At 54.3% G+C, this 17,733-nt stretch carries 15 protein-coding genes; 11 read left to right on the top strand and 4 right to left on the bottom strand.

Going from position 1 to position 17,733, the window contains the following annotated elements; all coding sequences use genetic code 11:
• Positions 1-59: 59 nt before the first annotated feature.
• Positions 60-1,013: an FkbM family methyltransferase gene (locus KF784_02185; GenBank protein MBX3117845.1), complete on the bottom strand. Its 954-nt coding sequence runs from the start codon at positions 1,011-1,013 to the stop codon at positions 60-62.
• Positions 1,014-1,111: 98 nt separating this feature from the next.
• Here KF784_02185 and KF784_02180 point away from each other — a divergent pair, with 98 nt between their 5' ends.
• The 10 genes from KF784_02180 to KF784_02135 all read left to right on the top strand — a co-directional run bounded on the left by KF784_02180 (position 1,112) and on the right by KF784_02135 (position 11,144).
• Complete coding sequence (locus KF784_02180; protein MBX3117844.1) at positions 1,112-1,474, top strand: hypothetical protein; 363 nt, start codon at positions 1,112-1,114, stop codon at positions 1,472-1,474.
• Between the two features lie 8 nt (positions 1,475-1,482).
• Positions 1,483-3,540, top strand: coding sequence for a hypothetical protein (locus tag KF784_02175; protein MBX3117843.1), 2,058 nt, complete (start codon positions 1,483-1,485; stop codon positions 3,538-3,540).
• A gap of 85 nt (positions 3,541-3,625) precedes the next feature.
• Positions 3,626-4,201, top strand: coding sequence for a helix-turn-helix transcriptional regulator (locus KF784_02170; protein MBX3117842.1), 576 nt, complete (start codon positions 3,626-3,628; stop codon positions 4,199-4,201).
• Entirely contained in the window at positions 4,198-5,091 is an 894-nt protein-coding gene (locus KF784_02165) for an SRPBCC domain-containing protein (GenBank protein ID MBX3117841.1), read from the top strand. The genes KF784_02170 and KF784_02165 overlap by 4 nt, the downstream gene beginning before the upstream one ends.
• A 122-nt stretch (positions 5,092-5,213) precedes the next feature.
• A complete protein-coding gene (locus KF784_02160) occupies positions 5,214-7,412 on the top strand; it encodes an ABC transporter ATP-binding protein (protein ID MBX3117840.1) in 2,199 nt (732 codons plus the stop codon).
• A 127-nt stretch (positions 7,413-7,539) separates the two neighbouring features.
• Positions 7,540-8,157 (top strand): hypothetical protein, encoded by a 618-nt coding sequence (locus tag KF784_02155; protein ID MBX3117839.1) that lies wholly within the window; start codon positions 7,540-7,542, stop codon positions 8,155-8,157.
• Positions 8,158-8,244: 87 nt separating this feature from the next.
• Positions 8,245-9,330, top strand: a complete 1,086-nt coding sequence (locus KF784_02150; protein ID MBX3117838.1) for a Gfo/Idh/MocA family oxidoreductase — start codon at positions 8,245-8,247, stop codon at positions 9,328-9,330.
• Between the two features lie 4 nt (positions 9,331-9,334).
• Positions 9,335-10,303 carry a glycosyltransferase family 2 protein gene (locus KF784_02145; protein ID MBX3117837.1) on the top strand — a complete coding sequence of 323 codons (969 nt, stop codon included), beginning with the start codon at positions 9,335-9,337 and terminating at the stop codon, positions 10,301-10,303.
• Between the two features lie 60 nt (positions 10,304-10,363).
• Complete coding sequence (locus KF784_02140) at positions 10,364-10,753, top strand: OsmC family protein (GenBank protein MBX3117836.1); 390 nt, start codon at positions 10,364-10,366, stop codon at positions 10,751-10,753.
• Between the two features lie 130 nt (positions 10,754-10,883).
• Positions 10,884-11,144, top strand: coding sequence for a hypothetical protein (locus KF784_02135; GenBank protein MBX3117835.1), 261 nt, complete (start codon positions 10,884-10,886; stop codon positions 11,142-11,144).
• Between the two features lie 50 nt (positions 11,145-11,194).
• Here the strand turns inward: KF784_02135 and KF784_02130 are convergent, their stop codons facing one another.
• From KF784_02130 to KF784_02120, 3 genes are all read right to left on the bottom strand, one after another.
• Entirely contained in the window at positions 11,195-12,166 is a 972-nt protein-coding gene (locus KF784_02130) for a hypothetical protein (GenBank protein MBX3117834.1), read from the bottom strand.
• Positions 12,167-12,176: 10 nt separating this feature from the next.
• Positions 12,177-13,895, bottom strand: coding sequence for a DUF1957 domain-containing protein (locus KF784_02125; protein MBX3117833.1), 1,719 nt, complete (start codon positions 13,893-13,895; stop codon positions 12,177-12,179).
• Between the two features lie 74 nt (positions 13,896-13,969).
• Positions 13,970-14,998, bottom strand: a complete 1,029-nt coding sequence (locus tag KF784_02120) for an FAD-dependent oxidoreductase (GenBank protein ID MBX3117832.1) — start codon at positions 14,996-14,998, stop codon at positions 13,970-13,972.
• Positions 14,999-15,139: 141 nt separating this feature from the next.
• Here KF784_02120 and KF784_02115 point away from each other — a divergent pair, with 141 nt between their 5' ends.
• Positions 15,140-17,707, top strand: a complete 2,568-nt coding sequence (locus KF784_02115; protein ID MBX3117831.1) for a hypothetical protein — start codon at positions 15,140-15,142, stop codon at positions 17,705-17,707.
• Positions 17,708-17,733 lie beyond the last annotated feature (26 nt).

The raw sequence follows: 17,733 nt of genomic DNA, 5'->3' as shown, positions 1-17,733 counted from the left end.
TTCGTCCTTGCACGGCACAACCCGGTCAGGTCAACGCCAAATTCATTATAGGTTCAAACTTACGGGTGTGACTTGTAAGCGCCGATGAACCCTACTGGTGCATCCGGGTGAAGACGCTCCATCCAGCAGAAACCGGCCTCTCTTAGCAGGCTCCGGATAGAGTCGGGATTCTGACCATCCCGTTCATGCCACTCCAAAAGCAGCAGATCAATTCGCGATAGCAAGCCCGAATATTGCAATCGCTCCAGAATCTCGTACTCGGCACCTTCAGCATCCAGTTTCACGACTAGCTTGCGTTCCCCCAAGACCTTCAGGGCCTCTCCCAAAACCACTGTCGCATCACGCACGGTCACACGCTCAACCTCCTTTGCAGAACCGACTATGGGTTGGTAGAGGGAGTTGCTCGGCCGGTGATCTGGATCGACGGAAATCTCCAACTCCTGATCCCGATCGGATAGTCCGTACGCCTGTAGTGTGATCTGATTTGCGAGATCCGGATTCAAAGCAAAGTTCTGCTTGGCTCGTTCAGCAGTCGAAGGCACCAACTCATAAGCCCAGACTTCACAAGCGTAACTCTTAGCAAAGAAGAGCCCCGTTGCACCGATGTTTGCCCCGATATCAAGGATCAGCCTCGATCCCGGCATGTCAAACCGATACATCTGTTCGGCAAAAACCTCAGCGACGACGGCTATATCATCGCTGCTCGAAGCCAAGATCGAGAGATCGTCTATCCGAATCAGGACAGACTCCTCGTTAATCTCAAATCGAGCACCCACCTGCAAGTGCAAAGCCTGAGCGACCCTCAGAACGCGCAGCAGCATCAACGCCCCGTTGCTTGGCTTAGCAATGGGATCACCTAAGCCGTCAACGATCAGCTGCCCGCTTGGGCCGAGTCGGGCTCCCATTAGCGGCCAGATGTTGTTCTCGACAAGAGCCTTCGCCCAATCATTACCAAACTGTCGCCGATACAGGAGCAGCTTTGCACGACGCTTTAAAGACTCAACGAAGCCCATGACCCCCTATTCTAAGGCATAGTAAGTTGGCAAATCGCAAAAAACGCTTTCGTGAATCTCTTCGGATAATTATTCGTCCGACCTGTACAATGAAAAGCATGCTGTTAGGGATCCTCATTGCCGCTTCAGCCGGGTTTGCCGACCCGGGTGATATCGCTGGTCAAGTGAGCATCGGGCCGCTGACGCCAGTGCAAAAAGTAGGAGAGCCGGAACCGCCCATTCCACCCGAGCTCCTAAAGGCGTGCAAGGTCATCGTCACCAGTTCTGATGGCAAGACGGTCGTCGCCAAAATTGCCCTGAAACACAAAGGCTTTTTCCGGTCCAAACTCGCCCCAGGGGAGTACCTGGCCCATGCGGAACTCGCCAATGCTCCCAATCGAATGAATGACCCGGTCAAGGTCGTCATCAAGGCAGGAGAAACGACGCGGATCGAACTCCACGCAGACACCGGAATCCGCTGAGGTGGCCTATGCAGTTGCTTGCGCTCGTATGTGGGAGTTTGCTCCTGAACACTCAGCCAAAACAGGCTGACTCCATCACCTTTTCATGCCCCGGTGCGACCGTCGAAAACGCTCTCAAACAACTCAGTGAAGCTACATCCCTCAAGCTCGACGCCTCGAAAGAACTCCAAGGCTTGCCTCTTATAGTATGCGTCAAGGAGATGAAGCTGCAGGCTCTCTTCGACGCCATTGCGGACTGCCTCTCTGCCAGATGGAACGAGAATGACAACCGCTGGACCCTCGTGCCTGATTCTTTTAAAATTAGAACCCGAACCGAAGTTGCAAATCGTCGAATGATTGCTTCACTGGCACAGCAGCTAAGTGTGTCTTTTAACGAAGGCGCGTTGCAGAGGAATATCGACAGCACGGTTGAGCGTCTTGCAAAGGCCGCTAAGGCGACCTCCAGTGATGAACAGAATGAGTTTCTATCAGGAGGTTGGGAACTGCCCGTGAACTACTTTTCACGCAGGATTCTTGGAGCAGTGGACCCACGTGATATTGCCAATCTAATGCCTGGCAGTCGCATGGTTTACTCAACCAAACCAACGAGAGCTCAGCGCCCTTTTACTCATGACATGATCCGGCTTTTGCAGAAGCAGGAAGACTTGAATCGAAGCTTCCAACGGCGACTGGATGCAGCTGGATTCAAACCTAGTCTCATCCTTGACGCCGGGATGAGACGATACTTTGAAGAGCGGTTTAAGCCTGTTGAGCCCATCAGCGGAGGAACTCTCATCATCGTCCATCCAGAGTATGGTGGCTCCGTCACAGCATATTTTCGAGATTCCAGCGGCCGACAGGGGCACGAAACATCCATTAACCACGACATGCGCGCGGATAACGAAACGATACGTGACCGCTCCCTAATCCGGCAAAAAATCCTAAGTCGAATCCCGTCAACCGCAAAGTTCGACTTTTCCGACCGGGCGCTCCTCATGGCAAGGGCAGTGAGGCCGGATCCGTCGGTCATGAAGATGACGAGCGGACAAAACAGCACACGCTTTGAACGCTCCTTAGCCACTTATCGTAAGTTCTCTGCGCAGGACTTGCAAGATTGGGCCTCGCCAGATCGAGTGGATCCCACAAATTGGTACGTTGGGGAAGTAATCGCCAAGCTCGCCGAATACGCAGACTTGGATGTGATTGCAAGTCCAGCAGACCGATGCCTCAACGATATGGCAAACGTCCTCGGTCGCTCCCCGATTCAGGCCGGTTCTCTTATCCCTAGCCTCGTGTCGTACACGATCAACGTCCTTCCAGACCTCCTGCATCTCGATGGAAACACGCTTATTCTCCGGCAGGACATGACGAACGGTGTCTTTTCTGCTCAAGCTGTTAACCGCAAATCCCTTGCGAAAGTCATGCCAGCGATCATTGTAGTCCCGTTTCTTTCCGTAGATCATTGCCGGATGCTGGGTTGGACCAACATGTATCAAACCCCCTTGTGGATGGGTTGGCTCCAGGCTGGAACACCTGTCCAGATTAGCCAGACTTACTTGAATATCCCGATGATTGATCTTTCAAGGAGCTTGTCCGAGACTCAACTCAGAGCGGCCTCATCGGCTCAAGGATTACAAATTTCCTCCTTACTGCCGGAACAGAGGTCTGCTCTTCATCAGATTGTTTACGGGGCGAGTACCCAGGAAATCCAAAATGTTCCTTTGAACGTACAAAGAGATGTTACAGACGTCTTTGAGAACGGAGTCCCCACCGAAGCCGTGCTTCTGATAAACAGTCGAAAAACGCTCACCACTCTTGGCTGGTCCGTACTTGACGAGATAGGAGTCAAGGGCTCGTTTGCCATGTTCGGGTCAAATCCGCAAATCATTGCCGAGCTTGAGTCTTACAAGTCGTTTATGCCCTTCTATTCCGAGAACATCACTTTGCAGATCAAGTTCGGGGACTGGCTATGGCGCACCGCGCCGATGCAGGCCGATTCTGGATTATCAGGTCCACCAGTCGACAGTTGGCAGAAGCTCCCTGCCGAATACACGGCAGCCATCCGAAAGATTGCCGTAGGCAACTGATAACGGAGCATCTCAGATGACCAAGCAAATAGAATCTTGTATCAACTCTTGACAAAATAATTTTTCTATAATATTATTATTGTCAATGGGCGAAGCGCTTCAAATCCTTAATGAGCCAGAGCAGATTGCCGTGCTGGGCACTCAGCTTCGGCTGAGAATGCTAGAGCATCTATCTGTTCCACAGTCTGCTACTAGCCTCGCCGTTTTGCTTGACCTCCCTCGCCAACAAGTGAACTACCATTTGCGAGAGCTGGAAAGAGTTGGATTGGTTGAGTTCGTTGAGGAAAGACGTAAAGGCAACTGCATGGAACGCCTATTTAAGTGCTCGGCCGAAGCATTTGTTGTCGCTCCATCTGCTTTGGGTGAGCTTCGTGCAAGTCCAGAAAAGATCCAAGACCAACAAAGCTCCGACTACCTCGCGTCTATCGGAGCTCGGCTCATCGACGACGTATCTCACCTCCGCCAACAAAGCGGAGCAGTCCCGACCCTCACCATCGAAGCCGATATTGCCTTTGAATCTGATGAGACACGCGGAGCTTTCGCCCGAGAACTCGCCGTAGCCCTCGCCAGCCTCGCCGAAAAGTACCACTCTACGAACGGCCAAACAGCATTTCGATTAGTCACTTTTTCACATCCAATCGCTATGGAGACCAAATCATGACAACACGAGATATCACTAGAGTCACCCAATCCCTGACCGTTGACGCTTCGGGTGAACGCGTCTTTACAGCCCTAACCGATGCTGGGCAATTGCGCACCTGGTTTTGCCCAAACATGGAGGTTGACCCGCGTCAAGGCGGAGCGTTTCATTTTTGGGGTGATACCGTTTACATGTGCCCCACTCGCGAAGAGGTAAATCAAAGGATCACACGCTTCGAGCCGAGCCATACACTGGCATTTTCGTACGACTTTCGCGGCATCACGTCGGAGGTGATAGTCACTGTTCAACACCTGCAGCACGGAGCAGAAATCAAGATGAGCTTTAACCTCCGAGACAACGCATCAGAAGAGACTTTCTATGTTGCCAACGACATGCTGTACTGCTGGCTGCACAACCTTAGAACTTTTCTCGACTCCGGTCAGCCCGTACTGATGCCCTCACACCGTCAGGCCGGCGGAACGATGCGTCTTACCATCCATATCGATGGCCCAGCCGATGATGTGTTCCGTGCCCTAACCGACCCCAAAGTGATGGACACCTGGATTTCCAAGACCGCAGAGGTTGAGCTGAAGGAAGGCGGAGTCTACTCCTACGGCTGGAGTGACATCTTTGAAGGCGTAGACACACCAAACGGTCCCACCAAAATCCTCCGCTTCGAACCAGGACGCTTGCTGGAACACGATTGGTTTTACATGGAAGAAACTCCGACGCACGTGCGCTGGGAGATTCAAGGCAGTGGCGGCTCATGCACGCTCAAGATCACACACAGCGGATTCGTCGAGGACCAAAAGCTCATGAGCAACTACGTTAACGGTTGGTCGGGCTTCCTTTGTGTCCTTAAATCCTTGATCGAAGGTAAACCGATGACCAAGAAGCACCCAGATCAGTAAGCCGAGGGTCAACTGTAAAGGGTCTGTGGAGGCGTTGATCTCAAGATTGCAACGTCTCTTCAGGCCCAAACTACGAGCAATGAGAGGCGCGGCAAACGCCTGACAGGTTAAGCTTAGGACACATGTCTCTTGCCCCGGCAAAAGCCGATCGATTGCCGGAATTTCAAGATGCCTTGTTTGTTGTCGAAGCAGACTTGAATTCGGTTGGACGGCTCGGATCCGCTTACTTGGCCGTAACCCGCCTCGCCGCCACCCGGTATGAGCAAACACCTGCCGGTCTTCAAGAGCTCGGAACTTGGGAAGTTTCCAAGCTCAAGAACCTCCGTGTTGATGATCTCGTTGATGCATGCGCGTTAATGGCGGTTGTAGAGGGCAAAGAGGTTGAGCTTATTCGGGGCACCGGATCGCAGCATAAGTTCCTCAACTCTGCGCTCAAACAACTTGAAGCCCTGCGTGATGGCAAAGACAACTTGGAAGCAAGCGAACTCCCCCGAGTTTGCCCAAAGTGCAGCCGGCCCCTGCCTGAAGACAGCGAACTCTGTGTCGCCTGTATCAACCGAGGCAAGACATTAATACGGCTCTTTGGCTTTACAAAGCCGTATCGTGGGCGCCTCTTTTTTGGCACGGTCCTTATTCTATTCGCGACTCTTCTCGAACTGATCCCACCTTATCTCACCAAACTGTTGGTTGATCGGGTGCTCACGAACAAAGAGGTCAGCCTTTTTATCAGTCTGATCGTTGGTCTACTCATCTCTAGGGTGATCCTGGCGGGCATCCAAGTTGCCAGGGGCCGCAACGTCGCCTTCCTCTCGATGGGTGTGGCCGTCGATATTCGTACCCAACTCTTCAACAAGATCATGAGCCTGTCGCTTTCGTTCTTCGACAAGCGAAACGTCGGGTCCATCATGTCGCGTGTCACGAACGATACGGGTGCCCTGTACGATGTCCTCGTCGATGGCGTGCCCATCATCGTCAACCAAGGCGCGCTTCTCATTGGCATCCCCGTGGCGATGCTGCTTATCAACTGGAAGATTGCAATCTGGGTGTTGCTCCCCATACCTTTTGTTGCTATCGCAATGCGGTTGTTCAGACGCAAAATGATGCGCGTTTGGAGTCGGTTCTGGCATAGCTGGTCGCGGATGAGCAGTTCGCTCAATGGAACTTTGCAAGGCACGCGCGTGGTGAAAGCTTTTCACGGTGAGAATCGAGAAGAGGACAAATTTGAGCGTCGCGTTCGTGATGTCGCTAACACCGGTTATCAAGCCGAGGTCAGTTGGGCGACCTTCTTCCCACTCGTGCTCTTTACGATGGGGCTGAGCACGATCGTCGTCTGGTGGGTCGGCGGCAATGCAGTGCTCAGAAATGCGATGACGCTCGGCGAGCTCACTGCATTTATCGGCTATATCGCAATGCTCAACCAACCGCTGATGATGATCCAGCGCATCATCGACTGGACGAGCCGGTGTCTGACTGCCGCGGAGAGAGTGTTTGAGATAATGGATACTCCCGCCGATGTCGCAGATTCGGCGGACGCGGTTGCGATGCCTGATATCAAGGGCGATGTGAAGTTGACCGACGTTCACTTCGGCTACGACAAAGCCCGGGAAGTACTGCACGGCATCGACCTGGAAGTTAAAGCTGGAGAAATGATCGGATTCGTCGGTCACTCAGGTGCAGGAAAGTCCACGCTCATCAACCTCCTTCTACGGTTTTATGATCCGACACAAGGCAGCATAGAAATCGACGGTGTTGACCTTAAGAAAATCAAGGTTGACGATTATCGCCGTCAAGTCGGTGTTGTCCTCCAAGAATCCTATCTCTTTCCCGGCTCCGTCAAGGACAACATCGCCTATGGACGTCCGGAGGCCACGCTCAAAGAGGTTATGGAAGCGGCCAAAGCGGCGAATGCTCACGACTTTATTGTCAAGTTCCCTGATGGTTATGACAGCTATGTTGGCGAACGAGGACAGCGTCTAAGCGGCGGCGAACGCCAGCGAATTGCGATTGCCCGAGCCATTCTCCACAACCCAAGAATTCTCATTCTGGACGAAGCCACTGCCAGCGTCGATACTGAAACGGAACGCATGATTCAGGAAGCGCTTGAGCATCTCATCGAGAGCAGAACCGTTTTTGCAATTGCTCACCGCCTTAGTACTCTCCGCAATGCCGACCGACTCTTTGTCCTCGACGGCGGCAAGATTGTCGAGTCGGGAACTCACGACGAGCTTATGGCGCTGGATGAAGGCGTTTACGCAAAACTCGTCGCGATGCAGAGAGAGATGACCAAGGTCCACGAAAACTTCGTCTTCGCGGAAGAGTAGGCAGGGAGGGCAACGCACTGCCGTGTCATTTGAATGTGTCGATTTTCGATATTTTTAGGCTGACAGCAAAGCAGGAAAGGGCTCGTTACTCGCAGAATTCCAGCAAAGAGGAACCCTACTCGCAGCCATGGACAAAGAGACTTTCGAAAGAGGCGCAACTCTCCTCGCCAACGAGTTTGACCAAGAACAGGCGACAGATGCGCTTGAAGTGGCCACCGCGTATTTAGCTGGAGAAGACACTGGCATGGCCCACTACGTTTGGGGAACTCCGATCAGGAACATGCTTCGTCAGTGGGGCATATCCAGAGACGATGCGGAGCTGGATGACACTTGGGCGCTATATATGAAGAGGGCGGCAGAGATTCGTCTGGACCCCGCGTTTGTCCCCCTTGAAAAGCCCACAGTCAGAGACCTCAGCCAAGATGATTGGGGCGGAAAGGAGACGCATAGTGTGTGGGTTAAGCCGATGGGAATGCTCAGTGGAGACGAGGTCTACCGTGTCCTGCACTTCTTCACAGACGGAACTTATCTTGAAAAGCAAATGATCGGCGCTAAGGATGAGCTCAAGTCCAACTCTAACCTTGAATGCGGCTTCTTCGCGATCGAAAACAACGCGTTTCAAATCGTGCCAGGTTGGCACGAGGGGACCATTCTCGCGGCAGATGGAGAGCCCTTTCCCTATGAGATTTCAGCCGACGGTTCCCAGATCAGCTACAACGATTGGGTCTACCACCGTGTGGAATGATCTTTGAAAGCGCCGTTTCCCGACCTTCCGTTTCCAAAATCCAAAATCTAAATCCAAAACCCAGATTTGCCGGGTTTACTTAGCGCCATGCCCTCAGAGCCCATGCGCATCGGCGTCGTCGGATGCGGAGCCATCAGCGGAATCTACTTCCAAAACCTCGCGACCTACGCCGAAACCGAAGTCGTCTCCTGCGCCGACCTCGATGTCGACAAAGCCAAAGCCGCCGCCGAGAAGTACGGCATCGCGCAGGTTCAGTCCGTCGACGCCCTGCTCGCGAATTCTGAAGTCGATCTTGTACTCAACCTCACCGTTCCCAAAGCCCACTACTCCGTGAACATCGCAAGCCTGCAGGCGGGCAAGCATGTCTATGTCGAAAAGCCGCTTGCCGTGGAAAGGGAGGAAGGGCAGGAGATGATGAAGCTGGCTCAGGAAAAGGGGCTTCGCGTGGGCTGTGCGCCGGATACGGTCCTGGGGGCGGGCATCCAAACCTGCCGCAAGCTCATCGACGACGGCCTGCTCGGCAAAGTAATCGGAGGCAACTCCTTCATGCAGTGCCCGGGGCACGAAAGCTGGCACCCCAGCCCCGAGTTCTACTACGAGAAGGGCGGCGGCCCCCTGTTCGATATGGGCCCCTATTACCTCAGTGCTTTCGTCACGCTCCTTGGTCCCGTCGAAGCCGTCACCAGCGTTGCCAAAACCACCTACCCCACGCGCACCATCACGAGCGAGGCCAAGCGCGGCAAGGTCGTCGAGGTCGAAACTCCCACCCACATCGTCTCCATTCTCGAATTCGCCAACGGCGCGGCAGTTCAACTCACGACCAGCTTCGACGTTCAAGCCTCCCGACTGCCGAACATCGAACTCTACGGCACCGAAGGAAGCATCAGCGTTCCCGACCCGAACGGATTCGGCGGCCCCATCCAAATCCGCGTCAAAGGCCAGAGCGACTGGCAGGACCAGCCGCACACCCACCCGCATCCCGAGAACGGACGTGGTCTCGGCGTTCGCGATCTTGTCCAGGCAATCCGCGAAAATCGCCCGGCTCGTGCAGGCGGCGAGGTCGCCTTTCACGTCCTTGATATCATGCACGCCTGCCTAGAATCGGCCTTGTCCGGGCATCGGGTCAAGCTGCAAAGCTCAGTGCCTCAGCCCGTACCCATGCCTGCTCATTAGACTGATGGAACCGAACGTCTCAATCTATCTCGCCACCTACGCCAATGAAGGGCCACTTTCCAAAACGCTGGAGAGTATGGTCTCCGAGATAGCGCGAAACGATGAGCCCGTCGAGGTATGGATCGTAGATAATGCCTGCCGTGAAGAGACCAAGGCCCTGGTAGAGTCGGTCACTCATCCATTGATCCAACTCCATTACTACGCAGAGGCACGCCAGGGCAAAGCCCGGGCGATGAATTCCGTAATCCATGCCTCAGAGACGGAGTACATGGTTTTCACAGACGACGATGTCCTATTCGGCCCCGGGTGGCTAATGGCGATTCTCGAACCACTCAAGAGAGGACACAGCGATACTGCCCAAGGTCATGTTGAGATGGCAGACCATCTCAAGCGTCCATGGATGTCAACTCTTCTTCGGAGCTTCATGGCTGATACGACGCATGTACTTGAGAAACGGACCGACCTCGTTGGGGCGAATAAAGCGTGGCATCGCAAGGTGATGAATGTGGTTGAGGGTTACGACCCTGAACTTGGACCTGGAGCGCTAGGATTTGCAGAGGACACACTTCACGCCTACCAATTGCATAAAGCTGGTTGCCGCATGGCTTACTGCTCAGGGGCTATCGTACGTCACCATTTCAAACCGGAGCGACTCCAAGCTAGTTCTCTCGTCACTCGTGCCGCTAACCAGGGGAAGTGTCATGCATATATCGACTATCACTGGCGGTACCGTCAATACGATGAAGCCCTCTGCAACCGCGCCTTGGACCTTACAAGGGATGTAGCCGAGAAAGCTTTCGCTGATGCTCCAGACGAGGAGATGCCCATACCCGACGAGATCCTCTTAACAATACAAAACCACGCTGAATACACGATGCTCAAGGACCTTTTGGGCCAGCCGAGGAACTACCACCGCGAAGGTCTAGTTAAGATAGCGGGGGAAATGCCTGTCTTCACATTGCAGGCTGGCTGAAGTCGACAAGACTTCGATTCACGACTCACGATTATGCTAACTGTCAACTGGAAAGGAAACATGGCCTTTGAGGCCAACCCGTCAAGCGGGAACAACTTTGTGATGGACTCCCACCCGGATTATGGCGGGCAAGGTCTTGGCCCAAGCCCGGTTGAAGCGTTGCTCGGCTCCCTTGCCGCTTGTTCGGCGATGGACGTACTATCCGTTCTTCAGAAGAAACGACAGAACGTTACCGAGTACCGAATTGAGGTTGACGGTGACCGCATCCCCCCAGGTGAGTGGCCCAGACCCTTTACAAAGTTAAGGGTCAAGCACGTTATCAAGGGAGAAAATCTCGACCCTGTTGCCGTCGAAAGAGCGGTCCAACTTAGCGACGAAAAGTACTGCACAGTGCTCGCAACTCTTCGTGGACAGCCTGAAATTACGTCCGAATGGACTATCGAAACGTGATAATTGGACGTTTTCCACGTTTTTTGTCGATTGGGAACGCCTTAACAAGCATCTGTGTTCGTCTGTATTGAGGCATGGACTCAACACCGTGCGCTCAACATCGGAGGTTACAAACGAAATGAAAAAATGGATGAGCCTGTTAATTGCAGGCATTTTCGCATCAATGGTCCTGATCGGCTGTAATAGCGACCAGGGTGACACCACTCCCGCAACCCAACCCGAGACTAAAGGCGACACAAGCGCAGACACCAAGACTGCGACCGACACCGCTAACCCGGGAACGACTGACGGCGACAAGCCGGCTGACGCTGGAACAACTCCTGCAGCTGGCGATGCCGGTGCAGGTGATGCTGGTGCAGGTACAACCCCCTCGGCCGGCGAAGGTCACTAATTCCTTTAGCCAAATCTAAAGAGAGCCGGGCTTTGTCCGGCTCTTTTTATTTAGGAAGAGCTAGGACGCAAATCAAACTGACGTGGCTCAAATTGCTGGTTGAAATCCCATCCAGACGACCAACTAGACTGAAAGAGAATCGCATTGGATGGATCGCGTGAGTCGACACGGAACGTCACCGGCACAAACATCTTCCCGTCAAAGACAACCTCAATTTCAAAGCTGCCATGTTTCTTCGTAGCTGCCTCTGTGCGTGACACGAGGAACCGGTAGTTTCGAACAATCGTGCCTCTGAAAGGGAGGTCGCGTTGCTCGGTTTTCAAGACGTATCCTTGCTTGGCGTCGCTGAAAGCACGGACGAATTCAACCCACGCATCCGCACCATCGAAAACCCCACGAAACATCATCTTTGCGTAGTCGGTGGTCCATCGTTCAGCCAGCTTGTCCGCCGGGATGCTCGCCAGCCAAGTCTTCTGCTCAAGGGACACTGGTCGCCCGATCCTGCCCTTATGAAAAGACTGCTTCTGCGAGCCGTTTGAGGTAATGTTGCCTACCGAAATCAGACCGGTTAGCTCGGGAAGATCGATGCTGTAGGTTGTCGAATTCTTAATCGCATACATCGCTTCGCAGTGCCCATTGCCCTCTTTGTTTTGGACGAGAATAGTGGCTTTTCCGTAGGTATTGCGAATGCCCTTGAGAGATGACGCAACGTTCTCAGCAAGCTTTGTCGGCGTCATGCTTGTCTTAACCCAGTCTGGATTGCCAGCATCCACCTTGTCAGGCTTCTGGATGTTTGGAATTATAGGCCTGTCAGGCGGCGCATCCGGTGTTGTTCCAACGGCACCCGTTGTGCCTCCTGTGCCCGTTTGGGGTGTAGCACCTGTCGGGTCAGCCTTGTCGGGATTGGTTTGGGCGACACTTCCTCCGGTCCCGGTGGTGGCTGCCGGTGCGTTGTTATCTTGTCGACACCCGGCTAAGAAAATGCCCGAGGCAACGAAGGCGAGAAAAATGGCACGCTTCACGATTAGATTATTACACTTGAGGAGAGTCAAGCGTTCCCAAGAGTGGACGGTCCAAGGTCGCCCAACAATTCAGATCAAGCTCACGAAATGCCGCATCTTTGGCCTCGCACTCCTCGATGAATCGCTTGTCCACAACCGACAGCTTGCCGCCCTTGTGCACTGTTGACGCGAGCGCCGACAACCGCTCAAAACGGTCGATGTGATCCTGGAATCGGATTTCTGCATAATCCCGGGCGGACTCTGTCGAGATCAAAAACTGCCAGTCGGAGGCCTCTGCAAGCAATAACTCACGGGCACACTGCCTGACGATCGACTCGGCAGGACCGCCAGCAAACTCCTTGGTCATCTTGCGCATCGACCTCTCGCAGGGATAGAGCTTGCTCCAAGTCCAAGAGTTTTGCTCGTTAAGCCAAATGTAGTGATATCCACCTTCTCCCCACGACCCTTCGGGCATCGTGATCATGTGCCTAGCCGGATCTGTGTCCAGAACATCGCCACCCGAGACGCACTCAATGTCCGGTTCATGGGCCAGTTTTCTACCAAGCTCATAAAGAAATTCCGGGCCCTCCCACCACCAGTGCCCAAACAACTCCGTATCGTACATCGCGACGACTGTCCCCGCCCGATCCGACATTCCCCGGTAGCGAGCCAGAGTCCCCTTAAGAGTTCGGACCATGTCTTCCGCATGCGTGCTGATGTTTTCAAAGGCTTTCCAAGGATCATAGGGTTGTTTCTTCCCAAGGTCACGCTTGTCCTCACTGATCCGCCAATATCGATGCCTACCCGGATAGAGCATCTTGTGAAACTCCAGATAATAAGGATCGCCAGGATAGCCTTGCTCGCCCGACCAAACCTTTACGGTCGTCTCAGGGTCGCGCGCAAAGACCGTAAGCCCGTTCGGCAAGAGATAATGCTCGTACTCGCTTCTCATCTCTTCCGGAGGCGAGAAGTATTTGCTGCTTCTCGCGAAGAGTTCTGCAAGCTGAGGAAAGTTTGCGGCATAGGTGCCGAGCGGCTGCCCTCCGCGGATCATGTGCGAATCCACAAAAGTGTATTCGATCCCGTTCTCAACGAGAAACTCCTCAACACCCTTGCGCGGCCAAGCCTGCTCGTCTTCGTTCACCGGAGACTTCCAAGAGTACGCAGGTCGGTACGCACATTCGGGCATCCAGATGCCCCTAGGCTCCCGACCAAACGCCCGTCGATAAGTGTCTACTCCGACCTTGACTTGAGCCTGACACGACTCTTCAGTGCCGAGCAATGGCAGATAGCCGTGGGTGGCGCAGGAGGTGATGATCTCGATGAGCCCCTCATCCTGAAAGAACTTGAAACCGTCGACAATATCGCGTCCCCATTTGTGCTTGAACTCGACGAGCGCCTTTGTGTAGGCTCGCTGCCACATCGCCGCGAGGCCTTGTAAGGACAACTCTTCCTCCATGGCAAAGCGCTTCTGGTCCTCAATCGCGTAGTCGATCTTCGACTGGCAGTACTCTTCGAACTCATCCTTGAACGCGGGATCGGTCAGTTGCTCCACGACGATCGGAGTGACATTGATCGTCCAGCGCGGCTTAATGCCTTCGGAATGGAGGCGGTCCAGAGCATTCAGAATCGGCAGATAGCATTCCGCCGACGATTCCATGATCCAATCGGTTCCGTGGGGTGACTTGCCATGGGAAAGCACATACGGCATGTGTGTGTGCAGACAGAGTAGAAACCTCCCAACTGGCATGCACCATTGTGGCATGGGGCCATTGTCAGTTCAGCCAAAGGGTGTTGCTGGCTGTGTAGCCAATCCACATGCTGCTACTTAGAAAACCGGGGAAACTCGTTGATGCTGCGCTTGTCCTCAATGACGTCGGTCAAAAACTTGCCCACCCAGGGGCCGAACTTGAACCCGTGCCCGCTGCAGACAGACGCATAAATCGTCTTCTCAGAAATTGCTCCGAAACGAAAATCTTCATTAGGCGTGTTGGTATAGATACACGTCTGCACACGGTCAACCGTGGCATTTTTCACTCCGAATCGTCGCTCAGCCAAATCAGCGACTTTGCGTAACACTTCGGGGTCTGGGCTAGCTTGCGTAGTCTGATCGGTGTGTTCGCGACCCTGCGCATGCACGCCGATCTTGATCCCCCGGCCGTTATGCTCGGTCGGAAAACCGTACATGTAGTCCCCACCGTCCTCAATCCAAACCGGACCTGGTTGATTGATCTCCACATATCCAAACGTTTGGACGGTTGGCCGAACGTCCACATCAGCCCACTCATGAATCCAAGACCCGGCACAAACAACAACCCGATCAAAATCCTTTTCGAGGACCTCACGCGACGGTGCCCTCTCCTGTCGCAACTGGGCGCCGTGCGACTGAGCGATCTTCAATGACCACTGGACGGCCTCATCCGCGATCACGTAGCCCGCATCCTTTGTAAAAACCAACACCTCTCCCGTATCCAGCCGAAGGTTGCGGAAGACCCGATCCTGCTCACCAGCTGACAAGGTTACAAACGGTACGCTCAGCGCTGTGAGGCCGTCGATCATCGCGCAGACATCTTTCGAATCCTCGCGCCCAAAATAGGCGAGGCCACACTCGAAAATCAGTGGCTCGGGCAGGAGTTGCTGCAACTCAAACCACATTGGATATCCGTCTTGCATGATCTCCGTATAGAAGGCGTCAGGATAGGCCTTGCGGATAATACGCGACTTTCCGTGCGAACTCCCTTTCGTATGCCCAACGGGGAACTGCTCGAAAATTGTGACGTCATGCCCACGCTGAGCAAGAAAACGTGCGGTGCTCACACCATGAATTCCCGCCCCGATCACCGCAACACGCATGACTCCATTATGAATTCGTCGTGCCTGCTTTGGCTTTCAATCTTGCTTCTCCCCCAAACTCACGATTAACTGCAGACCACTCACGATTCACAACTTCATAGTAACCAGGCCTACCCTTCACCAGTCGGTAAACTCCGAACCATGCTCACCGTTGCCATTGCGATGCTGGCCTTCAGCGCGCCGCCGACCCAAGGCCCCACACTTGTTCTCTATCGCGGTGCGCACATCAGCGGGCAGCCGCTGCGCTACTGGGACGTGACCGATACCACCCTCAACACTCTCGAACCCGAGAAGCTCTTTGGAGGGATGCAAACGGTACCCGTAGGCTCTGGCAAGGCCTTCCTTATCCGCTACGGCGACCTCCGGCGAGTAATTGGCCCAAACAAGAAGATCGTCAAAGCAAACTTGCGGCTCGCCTACTGGGGCACCCAAGCCCCAGCCCTTCGCGAGGCAGGCGTCCTCTTGGCTCCCTGGGGAGAAGGCCCATTGGACGTGCAAGCTCCTTGGGCTCAGCCCGCGCTCAAACCAGGCGAGAAGCCTAAACCTGTTCAGTGGGCATCAAATTGGCGCTTCCGACGGACAGGCGAAAACTCTTCGTCGTGGCAATCTCCTGGTGCGCAAGGCCCCCGCGATTTCAGACAAATTCCCGACGCGCGACAATCGCAACCAGACAAAGACCAGATCCTCATCACCGGCCTCGAAGAAGCGGTTCAGTCTCAGTACGACAGACCTGGCACAAACTTCGGTTTCGTTCTCCGTTTCGACGGGGTCAATGAAGTCTCATCAAGCCAATCGTCGGACTCCCGCCCGCGCCTCGAACTTGAAATCATTGATGCACCCTCTCCGTCGAAGGGTGACCTGAGCATCACACACATCGAATTTTCTCCTCAACCAGCTGGAAAAACCGAGACCAGAACGACTGAACAGACGGCAGATCAGGACGGGCATCCCGTGGCAATTCAAACGGCTGCAAAGCAAGCCCGCCCGTGGCCCAACGATGGCGAAGCCATGACGGTGACAGCCTATGTCAAGAACGTCGGCGAAGCCCCGATATCAGGCTACACCTTCAACTGGTGGACTCGAGAACAGCCCGGTATCGTGTCGGAGAGCGCCCGAGAAATTAAGCCCGGAGAAACGGTCAAAGTAACAACGCAAGTGCCATTCCGCTCCTACCACACAGACCATCGCATCAATCCGATTGGGTTGCATATCAAAGCCAAGAATGAAGAAAAAACCGAGGCGAACAACGCACTTTCTGTCCAGCTCAACGCTCTCAGTCTCAAAGTTGTCATGGACCAAGCCACCTATGACGCCCTCAGCAAGCCGAACATGCTCGGTTCAACTTCCGCCGAGGATTACTTACAGGCCCACACAGAGTTCATCAATGACTCGGTATTCCCCAACAGTGTGTTCGCAACGGCTCTCGAAGGCGTGTTGGAACGCATTCGCATCCAAAGCATCCAGGTTGTTGCTGACGAAGCACAAGCCAATCAAGCTTCAATTGATCCGACCGTCGATGGCGTCGTAATGCTCATTGGATTTTCCAGCGACCCCAAGCAGGTATCTCCAGAACTGCTCCGGCGCATGCTTACCGCGCTTGGCCTGCCAGATCTACGGTCGGTGACAAACACCGGCACATTTGGTCCTGCCGCTCCAGACGTGTACGGAGGATTGCTTGGCGGAGATACGCGAAACAACGCTTATCTGCCACCCCAAGTCCTGCTCAGTAATAAACCCGCTTACGACCCCTTCTTAGACGCACTCTTTTCCGAGAACACCGACCTGCTTTCTTGTACTCATGCAAACCTAATCAATGACACGCTCGGCAAACGTAACGGATTCCCAGCGCACCCGATGCTGCCGCTTCCAGGAGTAGTTTTCCTTCAGTTCATCGACAAGGGCGGCAAGAAGCTGCAAGATGCAACGCTCACTTTCTACCAAACCGCGGGCGGAAAGCTCGACGAAAACCGTGTGCTTGCGACAATGAGAACCGATGCCGATGGAACCGTCGTCGTCCCCAAACGCACCATCGGCGCAGAAGAACCGTTGATCACCGCCGGCGAACAACCGATGGCTTCCAACATTTTCGGCAGGCTCGACCCTCAGGGTCGGAATGGGCTCATCGCCATCAAAGTCGAAGCCAACAACCAGGTGGATTGGGCGTGGATAAAGGGCTGGCAGATGGCCGATGCAGCACGCCGTACTCCCGGCGCACTCATCATGTCCCTCAGGATGAATTTCAGCACGACCGCCATTGACACAACCACAAATGTAGCGCGAAACCGAATCGTCACGGACTCCTCGGGCCAATCGTCGGCAGACTTGGCAAAACTTGTCGATGACGACCCTTCAACCTCGGTGACCGTCGGCGGAAAAATTCTCGACTGGATCGAAATCGATCTCGGCCGCGACCGCGTTGTGGGCGAGCTGCAACTGGTCGGCGGGTCTGACGCCTTTTGGGAGTCTTTCGACATCTTCGTCTATGCCACTGGGCAGACCGCCGAGCAAGCGCTGCCTTGGTCCCGAGAAAAACTGTGGAGTTGGTCGTTCGCAAACGCGGGAGCAAGTGTCACAGGGGGCGGACGCGCGGTCGCCTATCGAGGTGTCGCCCAGAGATTTCGTTATATCCGGATCGTCAATCGAACGCCCTCCGACAAGGCAACCCTGCATGAGGTTCGCGCCTATCCTATCGTCCGCGAAGGCGGCTAACGACGAGGAACGATCAGGAGCGCACC

The organism is Fimbriimonadaceae bacterium (assembly GCA_019638775.1).
Classification (GTDB): domain Bacteria; phylum Armatimonadota; class Fimbriimonadia; order Fimbriimonadales; family Fimbriimonadaceae; genus JAHBTD01.
This window is presented reverse-complemented; position numbering and strand designations above follow the sequence as displayed.

Excerpts from the sequence above, each read along its gene's own strand:
- KF784_02175 (MBX3117843.1), top strand. The coding sequence starts at position 1,483 with ATGCAGTTGCTTGCGCTCGTATGTGGGAGTTTGCTCCTGAACACTCAG.
- KF784_02140 (MBX3117836.1), top strand. The coding sequence starts at position 10,364 with ATGGCCTTTGAGGCCAACCCGTCAAGCGGGAACAACTTTGTGATGGAC.
- KF784_02115 (MBX3117831.1), top strand. The coding sequence starts at position 15,140 with ATGCTCACCGTTGCCATTGCGATGCTGGCCTTCAGCGCGCCGCCGACC.
- KF784_02170 (MBX3117842.1), top strand. The coding sequence starts at position 3,626 with ATGGGCGAAGCGCTTCAAATCCTTAATGAGCCAGAGCAGATTGCCGTG.
- KF784_02180 (MBX3117844.1), top strand. The coding sequence starts at position 1,112 with ATGCTGTTAGGGATCCTCATTGCCGCTTCAGCCGGGTTTGCCGACCCG.
- KF784_02155 (MBX3117839.1), top strand. The coding sequence starts at position 7,540 with ATGGACAAAGAGACTTTCGAAAGAGGCGCAACTCTCCTCGCCAACGAG.
- KF784_02120 (MBX3117832.1), bottom strand. The coding sequence starts at position 14,998 with ATGCGTGTTGCGGTGATCGGGGCGGGAATTCATGGTGTGAGCACCGCA.
- KF784_02145 (MBX3117837.1), top strand. The coding sequence starts at position 9,335 with ATGGAACCGAACGTCTCAATCTATCTCGCCACCTACGCCAATGAAGGG.
- KF784_02185 (MBX3117845.1), bottom strand. The coding sequence starts at position 1,013 with ATGGGCTTCGTTGAGTCTTTAAAGCGTCGTGCAAAGCTGCTCCTGTAT.
- KF784_02150 (MBX3117838.1), top strand. The coding sequence starts at position 8,245 with ATGCCCTCAGAGCCCATGCGCATCGGCGTCGTCGGATGCGGAGCCATC.
- KF784_02165 (MBX3117841.1), top strand. The coding sequence starts at position 4,198 with ATGACAACACGAGATATCACTAGAGTCACCCAATCCCTGACCGTTGAC.
- KF784_02160 (MBX3117840.1), top strand. The coding sequence starts at position 5,214 with ATGTCTCTTGCCCCGGCAAAAGCCGATCGATTGCCGGAATTTCAAGAT.
- KF784_02125 (MBX3117833.1), bottom strand. The coding sequence starts at position 13,895 with ATGCCAGTTGGGAGGTTTCTACTCTGTCTGCACACACACATGCCGTAT.
- KF784_02135 (MBX3117835.1), top strand. The coding sequence starts at position 10,884 with ATGAGCCTGTTAATTGCAGGCATTTTCGCATCAATGGTCCTGATCGGC.